We start from the raw sequence: 18,378 nt of genomic DNA on the forward strand, positions 1-18,378 counted from the left end.
CGGCTGTTGTTTGTAAAGCGGTTTTTTGTAAGGTGGGCATTGCTCACCGATATCTCAAATATTTACTTTGACGGGCAATGCCCACCCTACTATATGAGCGAAACTAATCAACTCATCAGTGAACCTCTAGCATCTACGATCGCAAAACATCCAGGTTTGGTGGAGCTATTTCGCTATCCATTAATGGAAGCAATTGTAGAGCGTCGCACCCGCAGAGTAGCTCGTGGTGCTTGCATATCGGCAGGAGAACTCAGCTATACTAGCCCGAATCAACCCGAACCCCTCAGTCCTCTAGAAGAGGCGATTTTAATTGTAGCCACGGGGATGACAGGAATCACGACTCACGACGGGCCGCTCTATAAACCAGAAGGAGGCAAGGAACTAGGAACTCCTTTTTTGAATATTGTTGCTCGTTCGGGTAGTAGTGCAGATAATTCCCAAGCCACATCCTTTTTCATGATTAATGACGAAGGCATCTGGCTGATCAAGAAACTCAAGGGACGCGAAGCTTTAGCCGCTCTTGGCGATTTGCCTCCCAAATGGGAAGACTGGACAGAGGAACACTGGCTCAAAACTGCGGCAGCTGTTAAGCATCGAATTAGCGATCGCCGTCTAGATTTCCCCCGGATCTATCCTTATTACCTTGGCTGGAACAAGCAAATTTCTAACCTGCCAGGGACAACTGTCTTTTTCCCAGTTGTCGATTGTACCCGCCAGTATATTAATGTTCTGCTCATCCTGCTATCTGAACCGGAAGGACAAAAACCCTTGTTCGTGGATGACTGGCAAAAGTTTCGACCGAAAAGCTGGGCAGATTGGAAAGCATGGATTGGTATGCATTTAGGGTTGGTTCCCTGGATTCCCTATCAACCCATCGGCGGCATCGATCGCGCCCAAGGAGGCTTTGTCAATCCTAACAACGTTGTTCCCTTGGGACTTGCTCAAACAATGCGTACTGATTACGAGTGTTTTTTCATCTTGCAGAATTTAATGCTCATCAGTCAGGCAATGGGACTTGGTAGCTGGATACACGGTTCAGTCTTCCAGCCTTACATTCTGGAGCGCAATCCAGCCAAGGATTGGTATGGTTTAGGATTCCGCATGGAAAAACCCACTCCCGCTAAAAAACGGTGGGCACCACTACCGACTCCTCAAACTAACCCCGTAGGTATTGATGGAGTGCTGGAAGGACTATGCCCGCCTTACGTGAAATCAATGGATGAAGCAGTGGATCGGGTGATCGAAGACAAATTCGGCAGCCAAGGAGCCTATGGAGATAAGGACGTATTTACCCGCCCTTACAAAAATCGCAGCAGTGGTGAAGCTTTCTTGCGCAACGCCGAACCCCACTCTAAGGAAGCTATTCAGTATACCAAAGATATCTGCAATTATATCTGGGAAACTTACGGTCGCTTCCCCGCACACATTGACGCATTTTACGTTCCTGGCATCTGGCTGCAATTCTCGAACCTGGAGATGGAATATTACCAGCAATACTACGATCCAGAATTGTTCCGCCGCCAAGCCCAGCACGATCAAATTTGGGGTAAAAAGTAACAGCTTGATTTTGATTTTGGCGTTGCTGATTTAGAGTATGAACTCACGCAAAGCCGCAGAGCCGCAGAGAGTAAGAGTTTTAAATTTCATACCTCAATTCCGCAACGTCTGGATTTTCAATAGCCGAGAAAACAATATGCTCAAAATCATTAAAATTGGTGCTATTTCCCTGATTACGATCTTGCTGGTAGCGATCGCTGGTTTTTTCTTCCTACAATCAACTTGGGTAAAGCCAGAATTTAGAACTCCCAAAGAGGCATTTCTGCACGGCAGTATCGGTACTGAGTTAATGCCTTTGCCAGTGTTTCAAATCCTGCCAGATTTATTCCCCGATAAATTTCAGCCCGCAGGTAAAGAAGCAGGAGATTGGATTCAACAATTTGGATTTATTAGAGGAAAACCCAACGAGAACGAAGGACTACCAGTAGGTTTTAATACGTCCAATTATCAACCACAATCGGGATCGCCTTCACCCACAAAATTCGTAGGCTTTAGTTGCGTATTGTGTCACTCCTCGCACATTAGAAGGTTTGAGGGAGATGAGGAGATTGTAGTCACAGGCATGGGCAGTACATCTTTAGATTTATTTGCTTGGGTTGATGCAGTCAAATCATCCCTGCTTGATGACAAACGTCTTACCCTCACAAATATTGCCCAGGCGTATGAATCCAAGTACGACAAACAATTAGGGATTTTAGAAAAAGCCACGATCGCCTTTTGGTTATCAACAGCAAGGCGGGAAGTAGCGGCTTCACTGCCTAAGTGGGACAATCCTTATACTGGCAAAGACCTGAGAAACCCTCACCTAGAACCTAACGGCCCCGGTCGCACTCAACCTTTTAGAGAATTAGTGCGCTTTGTCATGGATCGACCAGGGGCATCGGATCGGTCTTTTTCCAAACTTCCTTCCTTATACGAACAAAAAAATCGCGAATGGGTGCAGTATGATGGTAGCGTTCGAGACCGTCTCAGCCGTAGCGTTCTCGCTGCGATCGCAGCCGGAGCCAATCCAAATAACTTACTGGTGCCGGAAATTTCTCATAATGCTGTCCAAGCTATTGAGTACACGTTAGATTTAAAGGGGCCAAAATATACAGAGGTCTTTAAAGATATAAAACTAGATCCGCAGAAAGTAGAACGCGGTCGTGCTGTATATATGCAAAATTGCAGCACCTGTCACGGGTATCGCAACTCAAAAGATGACAGTTGGATCAAAGGAGAAGTTCAAGGTTTAATTACACCGATCGCAGAAATTCAAACCGACTCCGAAAGACTCAACTATCGTTACTATCAAGAACTGCCCGATGCTGTGGAGACTTACTTTCCTGAAGATCATCCCTTAAAGCCAAAGCGGGAAAACCTCAGACCGGGGCCAATGGGAGATACCAAAGGTTTTATTAATGCTCCCCTAGAATCTGTTTTTGCCCGCGCTCCCTACTTGCATAATGGTAGTGTCCTGACATTAGCAGAGTTAATTAATCTCAAACCAAGGCGTGAGATTTTTTATCGCGGAGATAATCTTTACGATCCAATTGATGTAGGATTGGCTTCACCAACAGAGCCAAACGAAAAAACCTACTATAAATTAGATACCCATGCTTTAGGTAACTCTAATAAAGGACACGATTATCCTTGGCCTTATCAAGGCGCGGGTTGGGATAAAGCTGCTTTGGAAGATTTATTGGAGTATCTCAAGACTCTTTAGTAAATAAACCGAGATCCTGATTTTTTCTCGTGAACTAGTTAAGGTCGTCATATGTCCTTTGTCATTGGGAGCCACTGCGGTGGACGGGTTCCCCGGCATAAAGCAAGTGGCGTCAACTGGCGTTCATTGGTAAAGCGTTTATGTTTCAACCTCTTGCACCCCTTATATCTTCAAATAAATCGACCACAGATAGACACAGATGTACACAGATTTTATCGGTCTCCATTGGTGGTTGTAATTAACCGAGAACTTGATTTTTTCTCGTTACCAGGTTCAACCTGGTAACAAAAGTTTCGAGATTTTGTCTCCAGGCTATTAGTAGGAGTGCAAGAATCAATTTCTTTCTTTGTGTTCTTTGTGTTCTTTGTGGTTTTTTTAAATTAAGTACATCTTCAAGAAGAATTGGTATTACTTGTTGAAGTTTTAATAATTTATTAACAACATAACTCACACAAAATTTATGCAAATTCAAAAAAAATTCCAACGTAAAGATACTGAATCAAATATCAAGAATAAGCCCTTACCGCCTGGTTCTTTCGGTTTGCCCTTGATAGGAGAAACTATTGCTTTAGCTTGGGATATCCATAGCTTTTACCGCCAGCGATTAAAAAAATACGGCCCAGTCTTTAAAACTCACCTGTTTGGTAAACCAGTCATCGTCTTTATCGGCCCGGAGGCTTTTACTTTCTTTCTGAATCAGGAATACTTTACCCGTGAGGATGGCAACCCGCAACCAGTTCGAGAACTATTAGACTGGGATGCTCTGCCTTTGTTGGATGGAGATGAACATCGCCGCCGGAAAAGGTTAATTCTCCAAGCTTTTACACCACAGGCTTTCGATAAATATATTCCAGTTATGGAACAGAATGCTGCGTACTATCTAGAGCGTTGGGAAAAGCTGGGCAGTTTTACTTGGTTAACTGAATACCGCAAAATGTGTGCTTCTTTGAGCAATGCTTTGTTTGTAGGGGGAATGCCTGGTTCAGCAAGTGAAGCTGTAGGAAAAATCATGGACACTTTTATCAAAGGTTTTTCCGCAGTTCCGATTAATCTGGGTTTTAATGGCTACGCAAAGGCACTCAAAAGCCGCGACTGGTTGCTCAATTATCTCGATCGCGCGATCGCTCAACACCAAGAGCAACCTCAACAAGATATTTTAGGAGTGCTATTAACAGCCCGTGGTGATGATGGTTCCACCCTAACCGAAGACCAGTTGCGCCGCGAAGTATTGCACCTATTTTTTGCAGCTTACTCCGGTTTTTATGTGGCGCTAACTCTTCTGTCCCTAACCTTAGCCCAACATCCGGAGATAATGGCACGCGCTAGGCAAGAAGTCAATCAATACGCTGCCGATGGTGCGTTGAATATGGAAAAGTTGCAAAAACTGGTATATCTGGAGCAAATCACTAAAGAGATTCGCCGTTTTTATCCGATTAACGCTGCTACTTTTTTCGCCAAGGTAAAGACAGACTGCGAGTATAAAGACTTCCGCATTCCTAAAGGATGGGGTGCTGTAGCAGGCATCCATACTACCATGCATATGCCACAGGTATTTTCCGAACCAGAAAGTTTTAAACCCTGCCGCTTTGCTCCAGAACAATTTGCGACTTTGCCACCAAACAGCTATGTACCCCAAGGAGGCGGCGCGAAAGACGGCCATCGTTGCCCTGGTGAAGACATGATTACAGTACTGCTCAAGGTAATGGCGGTGCATTTGCTACGTCGATATACCTGGGAACTGTTGCCGCAAAATCTGGAATTTAACCGCGATTTGTTTCCAACTCCCCGTGATGGTTTAAAGGTGCGGTTTGGCATTGATTCGCTCTGAAATAACCAGAACTTACACAAAATACATCTCTAATACCAATTCTCTAAAATTTTGCTACATATCAATCTCCGCGTCTTTTTGTCTTTGCGTCCCGCATTCCTATCTGTAACCGCCTTTTGGAGAATTAGTATAACTCTTACTCGTCCGTGCTCTTCGTGACTCGTGCGTAAGTTTTGATAGCTTGCGATCGCTGAAAGTAAAAACATAAATCAAGGTTAAAAAATGCGAATTCATCCTGTTAAGAGTGGGCTTGTTGCGATTAAAACCTGTCAGTGCTACAGCAAAGGCCATGGAGCCATGCGCCTTGTCAACACCATTCTCGATCGCAATTGGACTGAGCCTTTACCCATTTACAGTTGGGCGATCGAACATCCAGAAGGAATTATATTAATCGATACAGGTGAAACTGCGCGCACTTTAGAACCAGGCTATTTTCCTTGGTGGAATCCCTATTTTCAGTGGAGTATTAAACCATGTTTGCAACCCGAAGATGAAGTTGGTAATAGGTTGCAAGCCTTGGGTATAGAACCGGAAGATGTTCGTTGGGTGATTCTCACTCATCTGCACACAGATCATATCGGTGGTTTAGAGTATTTTCCTAATGCAGAAATTATAGTCTCTCGTCGGGAGTACGAGGTGAGCGGTGGTTGGAGCGGACAGCTAAAAGGCTATTTGAACCATCAATGGCCTAAGTGGCTAGCTCCTCGCCTGATAGACTTTGAACCCAAGCCAATTGGCCCTTTTCCAGAAAGTTTCACACTCACAAAGGCTGGGGATGTCTGCTTAATTCCTACACATGGCCATACAGCGGGGCATCTATCAGTACTGGTTCAAATTGATGGGCGATCGCTATTTTTTGCTGGTGATGCCTCTTACTCGCAACAGTTGATGTTAGAGCAGATTGTTGATGGTGTTGCCCAAGATGAAAATTCTTCTCGCCAAACTTTGCAGCGAATTTTGCAATACGTCCAAGAATTTCCTACAGTCTATCTTCCCAGTCACGACCCCGATGCTGCTCAAAGATTAGCAGAGCGAAGCATAGTGTCAGTTTAACTAGCTTGAAAATAGGGGCTAGGGGCTAGGGACTAGGGGCTAGAGAAAAGAGATTTTCATTTCCTCGTGGTGTGATTTATGACATGAGTGTCTAGTTTAACTGTTTATACATTTGCAAATTTAGATCTAAAAGGAGTTATTTCAATGAGCGATCGCTACTCACCCCTACCAGAATCATTTCTGTTTGGTGTTGCTTCTGCCGATCACCAATGCGAAGCTTACGATTCTCGTTTTGAAGATATTCGCGATGTTTGGGAACGTCGTCGCGCTCTCACACCACGCGGTCAAGCAACTGATTTTTGGAACCGCTATGCTGAAGATATTGGCCTCGCTAAATCTCTTGGTTGCAAAGCATTTCGCTTTTCGATCGCTTGGTCGCGGGTGGAACCTGAGCCAGGTAAGTTTGACGATGCAGCCTTCGAGCACTACCGCCAAGTCATTCAAACTATCCGTTCCTACGGGATGGAACCAATTGTCACTTTGCACCACTTTACCCATCCATTACACGTAGAAGGGCGAGGCGGTTTAACTGCTGAGGAGTTTCCGGCTATTTTTGCCAGCTACGCCACAGAAGCAGCTAAACGTCTGGGCGATTTAGTCCGCTACTGGATTACCTTTAACGAACCGAGTCAACTCATTTACGGCTACGTCAAACCTTGGTGGGAAAGGGCTTATTTCATGCCTCCCGGTTTACCTCGCGGTGCTTCTATGTCACAGCAGATGGCAGCAGTGGGCGATTTGATGCGCAATTTATTTATAGCCCACACTAGAGCTAGAGCGATCATTAAGCAATTCAACCCAGACGCCCAAGTCGGAGCAAATCCGATGTTGTTGGGTTTACCTCTGTGGTTGCAAAAAATAGTGGATTCCAACGTAACTCGGCTTCGCAGTAAAGAAGATTTAATTAATCAGGGCAAGCGTTTCACAGAACGAGCGTTACTGGAGAAAGGTGAAGTAGACGTAGTTATTGCTACTTTAACTGTCACCCCAGAGCGAGGAGAACAAGTGGCGTTTTCCGAAGTGTACTATCTGGCAGGCGAAACCTTACTAGTGAAGTCCCAAAGCCAGATTCAAGAACTCAGCGATGTGGCTGGTAAAAAAGTGGCAGTTATACAAGGCAGTACTGCTGAAACAAATATCTACGCACTTCTTCCTCATACAGATGTGGTAGTACTAGCAGATTATGAAGAAGCCCTCAGAGCGCTAGATTACGACCAAATCGCTGCCATCTTGGCTGATGACACAATTTTATTAGGAATAATGCAACTGCATCCGAAACAGTATCGATTTGTAAACCATCGCTTGACAGAAGAACCCTACGCCGCAGCTGTAGTCAAAGGCGATCGCTTCTTGCTTAATGCTGTAGATGTAGCAGTGCGGCGCTTCAAAGAATCTGGAGCTTGGGCAGAAAGTTTTGCTCGTTATTTCCCTGATGAACCTATACCAGAAATACCTCGGATGGGACGACGTTCTACTCTTGGTGATATCAGCGGCAGAGATAAAATAAATGACACGGGGACAAGGAGACAAGGGGACAAGGAGACAAAGGGACGAGAAGAATTCTTCCCCTACTCTCCCCCTCTCCCCCTCTCCCCCTCCCTCACTCCTCTTCTTGCCAAGCCGGGAACGCCGTTGCGTCGCATTCAAGACAGGGGTTATTTAATTGTTGCTGTGAAAGACAACGTCCCTGGATTTGGCTACCGCGATCCGAAGACGGGTGAGTTTAGTGGTTTAGAAATTGATTTAGCGCGGGCAGTGGCAGAGGAAATTTTTGGCGATCGCAATAAAATTCAGTTTCGCCCCGTCAAGACTGCGGAACGCCTACCGTTGCTACGCTCTATTGTCAGTATCTTCGATCCCTTGCAAAAGATTTTTAGCATCCTGTCAACCTCCCTAACTAGTAACTGGTGGCACCTGGGCATGGCAGGGAAATTACCGGAATTTCTCTGTCCGAAAGATTGTGTCGATCAGCAGGATTTTGTCGGTTTTGATTATTACTGGGGTATTAGTAATTTGCGAATTAATCGCGTTAAGCAGTTAATGGATGCAGCCTTCGGACGTTTCAACAATGCACCTGTCTGGTCTGGCGTGCTTTATGATATGCTCAAGTTCCACGCCAACCTGTTCCCCGGTAAAGAAATTTTGATTGTTGAGAATGGTTGCGTTGAAATCGCAGATGGTGTGAAGCGAGAAGAGTATATCCGCCAGCACTTCGCGGAAGTGCAACGGGCTTATAACGATGGCGTGAAAGTAGCAGGTTATATCTGCTGGAGTGCCACCTCTAACCGAGAGTGGGGACTGAAATTCGGCCCGGCAAGTAATTTTGGATTGTATCATATAGAACTTGATAACGATCCAGAATTAAAACGGTTGCCCACTGCCGCAGCGATCGCATACAAGGAGATTATTCAAAAGCGGGGTGTGTAAAAGATGTGGGGACAAAATGCTAGAGAATTAGAACAAAAACTTGAAGAGCTTGAGCGGTAGCACGACTTGCTCACTAATTTTCTTAACCTCTGGGGAGTGCTACTCTTAATCCCCAGTGCTAAATTGTAATTGTTTGACTTAATAAGTAAAACAACCAAATCAAACTTAAAATGTGCTTTGTAAGATCCCCGACTTTTCTAAAAAGTCGGGGATCTATGTTTTTAGTTTTTTAGTTTATTTATGTTGACTTACTTAGCAGCATCACCCTACGCCAAAAACAGCTTATATGCCGGATTCTTATTCTCATCCCAATAGCGATAGCCCAGGGTATCGAGAAATGCTTGCCACTCTTCCATCTCATGGGGAGGAACTTGAATACCGACAACAATTCGCCCGTAATCTGCGCCGTTGTTGCGGTAGTGGAACATACTAATATTCCAGTTAGGACTCATGGAATCCACAAACTTCATTAATGCACCGGGGCGTTCGGGAAACTCGAAACGATAAAGTAATTCATTGTGAGCAAGGGGAGAACGTCCACCTACCATGTGCCGCAGGTGCAGTTTTGTGAGTTCGTCATCGGTTAAATCGATAGTTTTGAAACCGCACTCTTCAAAATTTGCAACCATCTTTGCCCTATCAGCACGCTTTTCAATTTGCACGCCTACAAAAATATGTGCCTCTTGTTCATCGGCAATGCGATAGTTAAACTCAGTCAGATTGCGCCTGCCCATGCATTGACAAAACTTACGCAGACTACCCGCCTCTTCCGGAATTGTGACTGCAAAGATGGCTTCGCGGCGTTCGCCCAACTCTGCTCGTTCTGCGACAAAACGCAAGCGATCAAAGTTCATATTGGCACCGCAAGCAATTGCAACTAAAGTTTGCCCCTCGATTTGTTCTCGTTCCACGTAGGCTTTTGCACCAGCGATCGCCAATGCCCCCGCCGGCTCTACAATTGATCGCGTATCCTCGAAGACGTCTTTAATTGCCGCACAAGTGTCATCTGTGTCAACCAGAATAATGTCATCCACATATTGCTGACACAGATGAAAGGTTTCTTCACCTACCTCTCGCACTGCCACACCATCGGCAAATAAACCCACCTGAGACAAGCGTACTCGTTTTCCGGCTTTGAGGGATTGATGCATGGCATCAGCATCCACTGGCTCAACCCCAATAATCTTAATTTCTGGGCGCAATCGTTTCACGTATGCCGCAATCCCAGAAATTAATCCGCCACCCCCAATCGCCACAAAAATTGCATGGATGGGTTTTTGGTATTGCCGCAGAATTTCCATCCCAATTGTTCCCTGCCCGGCAATTACATATGGATCGTCAAAAGGGTGAATAAACGTCAAGCCCTTTTCCACTTCCAATTTCCGGGCGTAGGCATAGGCATCGTCGTAAGTATCCCCATGCAACACCACCTCGCCTCCACGTGCTTTGACTGCATCTACCTTCACTTGGGGCGTAGTTACTGGCATCACAATAATTGCCCGCGTTCCCAGGCGACGCGCACCAAGAGCCACTCCCTGAGCATGGTTGCCAGCCGAGGCAGCAATCACACCTTGTGCTAACAAGTCTGGTGGCAGGTTCACCATTTTGTTATAAGCACCCCGCAGCTTAAAGGAAAATACTGACTGCATATCCTCACGCTTGAGCAGAAGCTTATTATTGAGTCGTGCTGAGAGGTTTGGAGCAACTTCTAGTGGTGTTTCCTGGGCAACATCATACACGCGGGCAGTCAGAATTTGTACCAAATAATCGCAGAGCATGGGTGTAAAAAGGATAGCAGATGCCGGATAAAGTACAATTTTACGCCAGTTGTGTACCTGTTTTGTGGAAACGAACTATTCTTACTTTACTAAGTTATTTCCGACTCATCTGCTGTAGGTGCTGTTTTGGCACGGAGCAGAAACTTATCTTCTCCTCGCACCTCCATTCCTACAACCGCAACTGTGCATCTGGATTATTTTCAGCAAGTTGCTTGAAGGCGATCGCTATGTACTTGCTGCTGAACTAGTACAGCTTGAGTAAGCTAAAGAAAGACAACAAAGCGATCGCTTATTACCAAGATCAGGCGATTAAAAAGGCTCTATCAGTGGATCAGCAGCGGCAAGCGCTAAAACACAATGCTTCAAATAATGATTTTTTTTCTGATTATTGGGCTAATTATCACAGGAATTTTAATCTATCCCGTCTTAAATAAACAGCGACGCAACCGTCTTCAGCGCCGTCCTTTCCCGCCACTTTGGCATGCAATTATTGAGAATAATCTTCCTATTTACCTCCGTCTTTCTGCCACTGAACGCAGACAGTTGCATGGACGTATTCAAGTTTTCTTAACAGAAAAACAATTCATTGGCTGTCAAGGATTGCAAGTGACAGAAGAAATGAAGTTGACTATCGCTGCTGTTGCTTGTTTGCTTCTTTTGAATGAACGAGGAGAATATTTTTCTAAACTTCGTTCGATTTTAATTTATCCCAGTACTTATGTGGTTACTGAAACTGTTGCGAGCGGAGATTATGTTGTCGAAGAAAGGCGCGTGGCAAGATTGGGAGAATCGTGGAGTCGTGATCAAGTAGTGTTGTCTTGGGAACAGGTGCAACAAGACATTGGTAACTGGAGTGATGGGCATAACGTTGTTTTGCATGAATTTGCCCATCAGTTGGATCAAGAGGATGGGAAAGCAGAGGGGGTTCCGATTTTGCCAAGAAAATCAGACTATCCCACGTGGGCAGAAGTGATGGCAGAAGAATATCAATTACTTTGTCATGATGTTCAACAAGGTGTAAAGACTGTAATGGATAGTTATGGTGCAACTAATCCCGCAGAATTTTTTGCCGTAGCAACTGAGACTTTTTTTGAGAAACCACAGCAATTACTAAATCTGCATCCGGCACTTTATAAGTTACTGCAACGCTACTATAAAGTAGATCCTGTGCAATGGGTTTGAATATTAGTTCAATGCGATCGCTTTGCTACTTTGAAGGTGCGTTAGGCTGGGTACACCGCGATCTAACTACAACAACTCGTGTCGTAACCACAGCTTATCGAGATCTAACTACAACAACTCGTGTCGTAACCACAGCTTGTGCGTTGGTAACAGCAGGTTAAGTTGAAGTAATAAAAGATATTAATTTTACTGCGTTAATCCAACCTAAAGTTACTAGGAAAGTATGTTGAGCTTATGCCTAGCCTCTAGGCGAAACAAAATTTTTGAATGATGTCAACACAGGATTAGGGTTGGTAACGTGATTTGTATAGATGGCAGTGCTAACGCTTTTAGCAATATTGTCAAGAACATTATCTTCAGATAGAAGCTCAGATAAGTCCTTGTCAATAGAATTTGCTACATATGCTAAAACAGTAGTCACTACTGGTAACCACAAGGCTATTAAGTCATTTATAGATCTATTTTTAGCATTGGCTGTGCTAGGAGTAAACGCAACTTGTGCCAAATCAGTTCTTTCATCAAGAATTGATTCCAGACATCTTCCAATAACAGCTATCAAAAAGTTTTTGAAGCGAAGATTTCTGAACAGAGAAATTTGCTTCTCTTCTAAGCTAAGTAGTCTATTGCTATTATACTTTGTCTTAAGTTCTAGCTTTCGAGCATCTATGGACTTTGATAGTGTGTGTACGAAAAGGATATGTCTAGCTTTTTTATCTTTAAAGGCTTGTTCGTAAGAGCTACGACGCTCAAATAACGAATTTTTCCCTCTACTAGCACTCTGGAATTCACCAGAAAATGCAAGCAGAGGTTGAATAACTTGTTCAATACCTAATCCAACTGATGATGAGCTAAATCCCCGCTTCAATGAATAGTCATAACCTAAATTTTTAAATTCCTCAGCAATACGTTTTTGTTCAGAGCTATTGCTATACTGATCCCAGGTTGTGATTTCATTTTGCGTGTTGTTATATTTAACTATTTGATTAATAGTATTTGCGTCAGAACATTGAATAACACGACATAAAACTTTTACTCCTTTCAAGTCATTCTTAGTTATATCTACCGAACCAATAGAACCAGTAGTTTGAGCACCATTAATAATAGAAATTCCTTGAAGAGCCGTGTTGATTGACTTACCTTCATCAAAACTTAGGGTCAGAATAGTGATTCCATTATTGTATACCCAAAAATTATTTGGATCGCTTTCTGCGGATTGACGAATACCCGTATTAATTTTCCGACGTTTAGTTATTCCTAAAAAACCTCTATAGTTTGCAGAAAAAAGGTCATCACCATATTTCTCTCAACCACATCCCAGGAACAGAGAGTATAGCGGATTTCCAAGATGGTCCTTCTTCAGTAAACTCAACTTTAGCAGGACATATAATAGTTTCCTTTACAGCAATGGATGATTCTTGTGCAGAATAAAGTCTATCAAGTGTTTCAGTTCCCAACTCACGAAAGAAAACTTTAACATTTAAATCTCTTAATAAACTTTTTTCAAGATAAGCAGCAGCAGTATTTAGTTCCTTAGATACATTTACAGATTCTGGGAGATTATGAACATAGAGCAAGTCAATCTGCTCTATATCCCCATTCTCTAAAGCCTTTCGGCAATCGACTATAATGGCTCTCAGTTTTTCTGGAACTTCATTTAAATCTCCTGTCAAGAGCCAAGCAGATGCAGTGTTTAGGTCAGATGCTTTGTTTGCAGGAGCACTATCAACTTTTTTAGAAGTGTAGTAACCTTGAGCAAATACAATTCTCTTCATGTCCCAATCAAGGTGTATAAAATCTATTTTCTTATCATTACTATCGTCTGTAAGAGAATTAATAGCTAACTGCTCCATGTCTGGGCAATCTAAGTAAAGAGCCATTGCCCATGCTAAGTACGCATTTCCTTCACCAAAATTTTGAATAAGAGATGTATTTGCTTTAAAGGCATTTAAATAGATCATAATGTTCGTTCAGAAAGTCTTGTATTCATGATAGTTAGCTCTTAAACTTAATTGGTAGAGTAGCTCCAATTAGAGCTTGCTGCACTAGCTATATGGAATGAATTATGCGATCGCATTTATGTATAATTTTGGATAAAAGCGATATCTGAGGACAAGCCGTTGCGCGTCTGTGCAAGCGTTAACCTGTACACCCCTGTCTGAAGTTAACCCAACTATAATTAATAAGCAAGAGGCTCTCAGAGAAGAACATGACGACAGTTTCTATCTTGCCAATATCTGATGCAAATGGTGAGAGAATTTATCGAGCGATCGCAGGAGATAAGCAATCAACTGGCAGAACCGCAGGTGAAGCATTGGATGCTTTGACGGCTCAGTTAGAAGGTGACGAATTCAATGCATTACTAGTGATCCAAAACTTTTGCCCTGACTGGTTTTTTAGTGTCGAGCAGCAAAAGCGTTTATCTGAGTTAATGAATCTCTGGCGTTCTGCCCGCGATCAAGGACAAACACTCCCGCCCGAACAGCAAATAGAGCTAGATAGTCTTGTTGAGGTTGAATTGAAAGCTGCCACAGCTAGAACAGCAATCTTGTTGCAGCAGGCGATCGCAAGCATGAATAAACACAGCGATCGCAGATTTGTTCAAACATAGCTGACGATGATTATTATCAATCATAATCCGCTTGTTTTTTGTTTATTTCTGCTCAAACTCAGCCAATATTTGTTGAATTTCTTTTGCTGCAATATTTTCTTGCTCAGATTTGGAGTGAATAGTAACTAAGATAATATTGTTGCTGGTTTTAAGAGAATATATCAACAGATATTCACCACTCTTACCATTTTGGGCATTGAGTCGAGAACCCCAAAAAACGAAAATAAAGGCTGAAAAAGCTTATCTTATATAAGTTTAACCTTTTAATTCTCTGTTTTAACCAAACACAAGAAGGTTACAAGCAGACGTAAATTAGTACCTATTTACTAATTAATACAGTTAGAACTTAAATACCAACTTATAATCTAAAGTTAGTAAAACTGAAAAATTTGATCCAATACCCTACAAGCATAAGTGACCAAATCAATACAGATATAAAGACATATGCTTGCATTGCCAATAGATGTAAAGAAAGCATTCTGTTTTTTAAGAGGAGAGAGATAATTATTAAAAATGACAACTGTTTTTTAAGAATGATTACGTTTAAACATTAATATGTAAAATGAGTAATTTTGCTACCCTATTGCATTTTATAATGGTCTTAAAATTTTCATTATTTACATCATCAATACGACCAAAGCACCATGAAGAAAATACTTTTTACTCTAAGCGTTTTTTCTGGAGTAGCGTTATTAGCTATTTACTTTCTTCCGTACCAACACGCTGTATCTGAAGCCAAACAAATTGCAGATTTAAGACTACTCTGTCCAATTGCAGCGCTCTTAGGAGATCCTCTAGGATGTTCACTAGGAGGAGGATTCATTCAAAAAGGACTTCAACAGAAAGTCTCACTTTGGACTACATGGCTATTTATATTGGCTTCTATATCCTTCGTTTGTTTATTTATTGGCTTAATATTACCTAAGTATAGCGATATAAAGAAAAATCTTTGACAGCCATTATATCGATCACTACACTCAAAATATAATCACGGTAGGCCAGTCCGTAAAATTATAAATTTATATTCTATAAATACATGACAATTAAACTACATAGCAAAAATCTGAATCAGGAAAAAATGATAGTAGTTTTATATCAATCTTGTAGTGGAGAGATGAAGTAAATACATAAGCTCAAATAGCAAATTATAATGTAATGTTGATAAAAAGATAAGAACCCAATATACTGGCGGTAACGCGAACTTTTGTTGCGTCAAGTTTCACCATATGTATGTACTGAATACTTCACCCAAACCCTAATCACTGAAAGTTGTAAAACGGAAAAAATGAGCTTGCTGTCTCTGGGCGCAAGTCGCAGAATCAACGCACATATGAGGATGTGTGATCGCAGGAATATTTCTTCTTCTGTATAGGAAAACCGACTTCAGGTATGTGATCGCCTGATAATTCTCCAGCTTGAAATAGTTCAATAATTTTCATTGACTAACTTTCAGCCACCCAAAAACCTGCTCTACTGTCAAATCTAGTGTTAAAAATTTTGGCATGGGCAGGCGATCGCTAAGAGTGAGTGACGGAGGAAGTACTGTAGTCATAAACAAAAGCGCGATCGCGTTGCTACTGAGCCAAAATTTTATTAATAATATATATTCTTAATTTTCCCCTGATTTAATGGCAGTAAATATAGATGAATAATCTTCGTGAGCAAATGACATTTTCATTGCCATATCTAAAACTTTGCGCACACCTTCTATACTGCTGACATTTAAACCAACTGTTTTTGCTTCATCGATAAAGAAATCAATATCTTTCATCAAGTGTTTTGTCGGAAAATTGGGATTGGCATAATTGCCATCTAGCATTCTTGCCAATTTTTTATCAAAAGTGGGTGCATAAAGAGCGCTCTGACGCAGAACGTACATCAAAGCATCCACATCAATGCCATAACGCTGAACAAAACTAAGGCTGAGGGCAAAAGCTGCTGTCTGGGAAGCAATTAGTTGATTTAACCCCAGTTTAAGTGCTGCCGCAGTTCCCACAGGCCCTACAAGTAAAGGTTCTGGGCCAAAATATTTAAATAGCTCTAAGTAGCGCTGATATTGTTCTTGACGTGCGCCTACCATGACAATTAAATTACCAGCTTTTGCTTCTGGGATGCTACCAAGAACAGGCGCTTCTATATACTCTCCACCTGCGGCAACTACTGCATCTCTAATTTCTCTACTTTCTGTGGGAGTAATAGTTCCCATTTGAATGATACTGCGCCCCGCCACAGCTTGCGAAGACCGATCTGAAAGCAACACACTATAAATAGCTGCGGCGTTAGTAAGCATCAGAATTACACAATCAGCAGCACGAATTGCTTGATAGGGCTTTGTGACAACTTCTGCACCAGCTGCTTTTAAGGGTTCCAACTTTTCTGGGGTGCGGTTGTAGGCAATTAGTTCCACATTTGCTTCTAACAACTTCTGCGCCATCGGCAGTCCCATTAATCCAGTCCCCAGAAATGCTACCTTCATCTTCTACATTCCTTTGGTTGAGCGATCGCTTTTCGTTCTAAAAAATTATATTTAGAGGCTAGAGATTAGAGGCTAGAAGCTAGTAAATTAAAAAGTAAATATTTTGTAGACGCGTAGCGGCTTCCGCAGGTATTCTGCATTTTTAATTTTGAATTGATTTATCCTAGTCCCTAGCCCCTAGTCCCTAATTATCCTCCTGCGGCAAAAGTAACCATAATCATCACGGAAAGTAAAATACCGGGTATCAGTAGCACAATTAGCGTTAACAAGTCATGAGTAGTCATAATTCTTACCTTTTAATTGTCTCCTTTTTCACTTTCATTAGTGTGATGCTAAATTAACTATTACTCAACTACTTTAATAGAGTTTTAACTTATCAAATAGACTCTTGTTCTAGCATAGTAAATCCCTTTAGTGGTTGGGAACTTTCTGTTTGCCTGAGTCCTTTACTTTGGAGTAAAACACCAAACCCGCCTAGCCCCAAGGGATCTACAAGCTGGTGTAAGGCATCGCGACGACGTAACATTTGGGAGATGGACTTTTCTTTGTGAGAGAGTGAGGCAATGCGATCGCCCAAACCCAGCATCATCAAAAATAGTTCTTGTCGCGTAAAACTAACTTTATTTAATCCGCAGCCCTCACCCCATCTTTCCAAAGCAGTAAAGTCAACATGAGCCGTGATATCTTGTCGTCCAACATTGATATAGGGATTGTGATGGCGTTGATGATGCCAGTAGCATTGTAATGTGCCTTGCGATCGCCTGGGATTGTAGTAGCTACTAGCAGGATAGCCATAATCTACAGTTAACACATACCCCCGCTGCAAACGGTCTGCTACTACACCTAACAAATTCAAAGCCGCTAAATTTACCTCACTGCGGTAGCCTTCTGGATAAACATTTTCTGTAAACTGAATGCCAACCAAATCAAAATATTCAGCCAATTTTGGTGTAGAAAGTTCACCCGTAACTTCCACGAATGGTGAAGGGGATGAATCGGAGAGGGGGGGAGTCGGAGAGTGGGGGAGTGGGGGAGTGGGGGAGTGGGGGAGTGGGGGAGTGGGGGAGTGGGAGAATTCAGAATCAAGAATATTCCTTCTGCCTACCTTCGGTAGGCGCGCAGCGACTTCTGCAAGTAGCCACTTCGTGTCTACTGCCTCCTGCCCTCTGCCTTCTTCTGTCGTGACATAAATTTCTCGCAGTTGCCCTGGTTCTAAAATAAACTGATGCACTGGCAAAGCATCCACCAACTCGTTTGAAAAAAAGCAACCTGTAATTGAGCTATTTGGTATGTCTTCTAAACTACACCAGCGTAATTTAAATTCTTGCAAGCGTTCCTGTTGTACTTGCCTTAAAGCTGGTGACTTTTCCACAATTATGTACTCCAGCGCTGCAAAAAAATCTGGATAGCGCTGCTGTACATACTTTAAAATATCTAATGCTAAATGCCCCTGCCCTGCACCCATTTCAACCAGAGAAAATGGTACAGGTTGCCCCAGAATTTCCCACATCTGAGCAAATTGTTCAGCCAGCAATTCGCCAAAGTCTGAGCCAAGGTGAACAGAAGTAAAAAAATCACCCTGCTTGCCAATATTCACTGCCTGAGTGGAATAATAACCGTATTCTGGGTGGTATAGCACCAAATCCATGTACTCGGCGAAAGTTATTCGCTTGTGGGGATTGGTAGCAATGCGATCGGCTATAACTGCACACAGTTCTAGATTAGAGTCCATAATTTTATAATTTACACATTTTATAAATAGCT

Annotated in this window: 14 protein-coding genes and 1 pseudogene; 10 read left to right on the top strand and 5 right to left on the bottom strand. The window is 42.6% G+C overall.

What is annotated here, in order from left to right; translation table 11 throughout:
* The first annotated feature begins 93 nt into the window (after positions 1-93).
* From U2718_RS28170 to U2718_RS28190, 5 genes are all read left to right on the top strand, one after another.
* A complete protein-coding gene (locus U2718_RS28170; protein ID WP_341993517.1) occupies positions 94-1,557 on the top strand; it encodes a hypothetical protein in 1,464 nt (487 codons plus the stop codon).
* 37 nt (positions 1,558-1,594) lie between these two features.
* Positions 1,595-3,262, top strand: coding sequence for a hypothetical protein (locus tag U2718_RS28175; protein ID WP_341993518.1), 1,668 nt, complete (start codon positions 1,595-1,597; stop codon positions 3,260-3,262).
* A 460-nt stretch (positions 3,263-3,722) separates the two neighbouring features.
* A complete protein-coding gene (locus U2718_RS28180) occupies positions 3,723-5,090 on the top strand; it encodes a cytochrome P450 (RefSeq protein ID WP_341993519.1) in 1,368 nt (455 codons plus the stop codon).
* A gap of 222 nt (positions 5,091-5,312) precedes the next feature.
* On the top strand, positions 5,313-6,143 hold the full coding sequence (locus U2718_RS28185; protein WP_341993521.1) for an N-acyl homoserine lactonase family protein: 831 nt from the start codon (positions 5,313-5,315) through the stop codon (positions 6,141-6,143).
* 144 nt (positions 6,144-6,287) lie between these two features.
* Positions 6,288-8,570, top strand: a complete 2,283-nt coding sequence (locus U2718_RS28190) for a family 1 glycosylhydrolase (RefSeq protein WP_341993522.1) — start codon at positions 6,288-6,290, stop codon at positions 8,568-8,570.
* A 266-nt stretch (positions 8,571-8,836) separates the two neighbouring features.
* Here U2718_RS28190 and ilvA read toward each other — a convergent pair whose 3' ends face one another.
* Entirely contained in the window at positions 8,837-10,348 is a 1,512-nt protein-coding gene (gene ilvA / locus U2718_RS28195; protein WP_341993523.1) for a threonine ammonia-lyase, biosynthetic, read from the bottom strand.
* A gap of 118 nt (positions 10,349-10,466) precedes the next feature.
* Between ilvA and U2718_RS28200 the strand changes: the two genes are divergently transcribed.
* The 3 genes from U2718_RS28200 to U2718_RS28210 all read left to right on the top strand — a co-directional run bounded on the left by U2718_RS28200 (position 10,467) and on the right by U2718_RS28210 (position 11,691).
* On the top strand, positions 10,467-10,610 hold the full coding sequence (locus tag U2718_RS28200) for a hypothetical protein (protein WP_341993524.1): 144 nt from the start codon (positions 10,467-10,469) through the stop codon (positions 10,608-10,610).
* A gap of 95 nt (positions 10,611-10,705) precedes the next feature.
* The gene (locus U2718_RS28205; protein ID WP_341993525.1) at positions 10,706-11,530 is read left to right on the top strand and encodes a M90 family metallopeptidase; all 825 of its coding nucleotides are present in this window, start codon (positions 10,706-10,708) and stop codon (positions 11,528-11,530) included.
* A complete protein-coding gene (locus tag U2718_RS28210) occupies positions 11,521-11,691 on the top strand; it encodes a hypothetical protein (RefSeq protein ID WP_341993526.1) in 171 nt (56 codons plus the stop codon). Before U2718_RS28205 ends, U2718_RS28210 begins: the two co-directional genes overlap by 10 nt.
* Before the next feature lie 77 nt (positions 11,692-11,768).
* On the opposite strand, the pseudogene U2718_RS28215 reads toward U2718_RS28210, so the two are convergent.
* Positions 11,769-12,800 (bottom strand): annotated as a pseudogene (locus U2718_RS28215) (AIPR family protein); the annotation flags it as partial.
* A 19-nt stretch (positions 12,801-12,819) separates the two neighbouring features.
* The gene (locus U2718_RS28220) at positions 12,820-13,488 is read right to left on the bottom strand and encodes a hypothetical protein (RefSeq protein ID WP_341993527.1); all 669 of its coding nucleotides are present in this window, start codon (positions 13,486-13,488) and stop codon (positions 12,820-12,822) included.
* 248 nt (positions 13,489-13,736) lie between these two features.
* Here U2718_RS28220 and U2718_RS28225 point away from each other — a divergent pair, with 248 nt between their 5' ends.
* On the top strand, positions 13,737-14,138 hold the full coding sequence (locus U2718_RS28225; RefSeq protein ID WP_341993528.1) for a hypothetical protein: 402 nt from the start codon (positions 13,737-13,739) through the stop codon (positions 14,136-14,138).
* A 644-nt stretch (positions 14,139-14,782) separates the two neighbouring features.
* Positions 14,783-15,091, top strand: a complete 309-nt coding sequence (locus U2718_RS28230) for a hypothetical protein (protein ID WP_341993529.1) — start codon at positions 14,783-14,785, stop codon at positions 15,089-15,091.
* A gap of 656 nt (positions 15,092-15,747) precedes the next feature.
* Here the strand turns inward: U2718_RS28230 and U2718_RS28235 are convergent.
* On the bottom strand, positions 15,748-16,614 hold the full coding sequence (locus U2718_RS28235; protein WP_341993530.1) for an NAD(P)-dependent oxidoreductase: 867 nt from the start codon (positions 16,612-16,614) through the stop codon (positions 15,748-15,750).
* A gap of 376 nt (positions 16,615-16,990) precedes the next feature.
* The gene (locus U2718_RS28240) at positions 16,991-18,346 is read right to left on the bottom strand and encodes a class I SAM-dependent methyltransferase (protein ID WP_341993532.1); all 1,356 of its coding nucleotides are present in this window, start codon (positions 18,344-18,346) and stop codon (positions 16,991-16,993) included.
* Positions 18,347-18,378 lie beyond the last annotated feature (32 nt).

This window comes from Chlorogloeopsis sp. ULAP02 (genome assembly GCF_038404745.2).
Classification (GTDB): domain Bacteria; phylum Cyanobacteriota; class Cyanobacteriia; order Cyanobacteriales; family Nostocaceae; genus Chlorogloeopsis.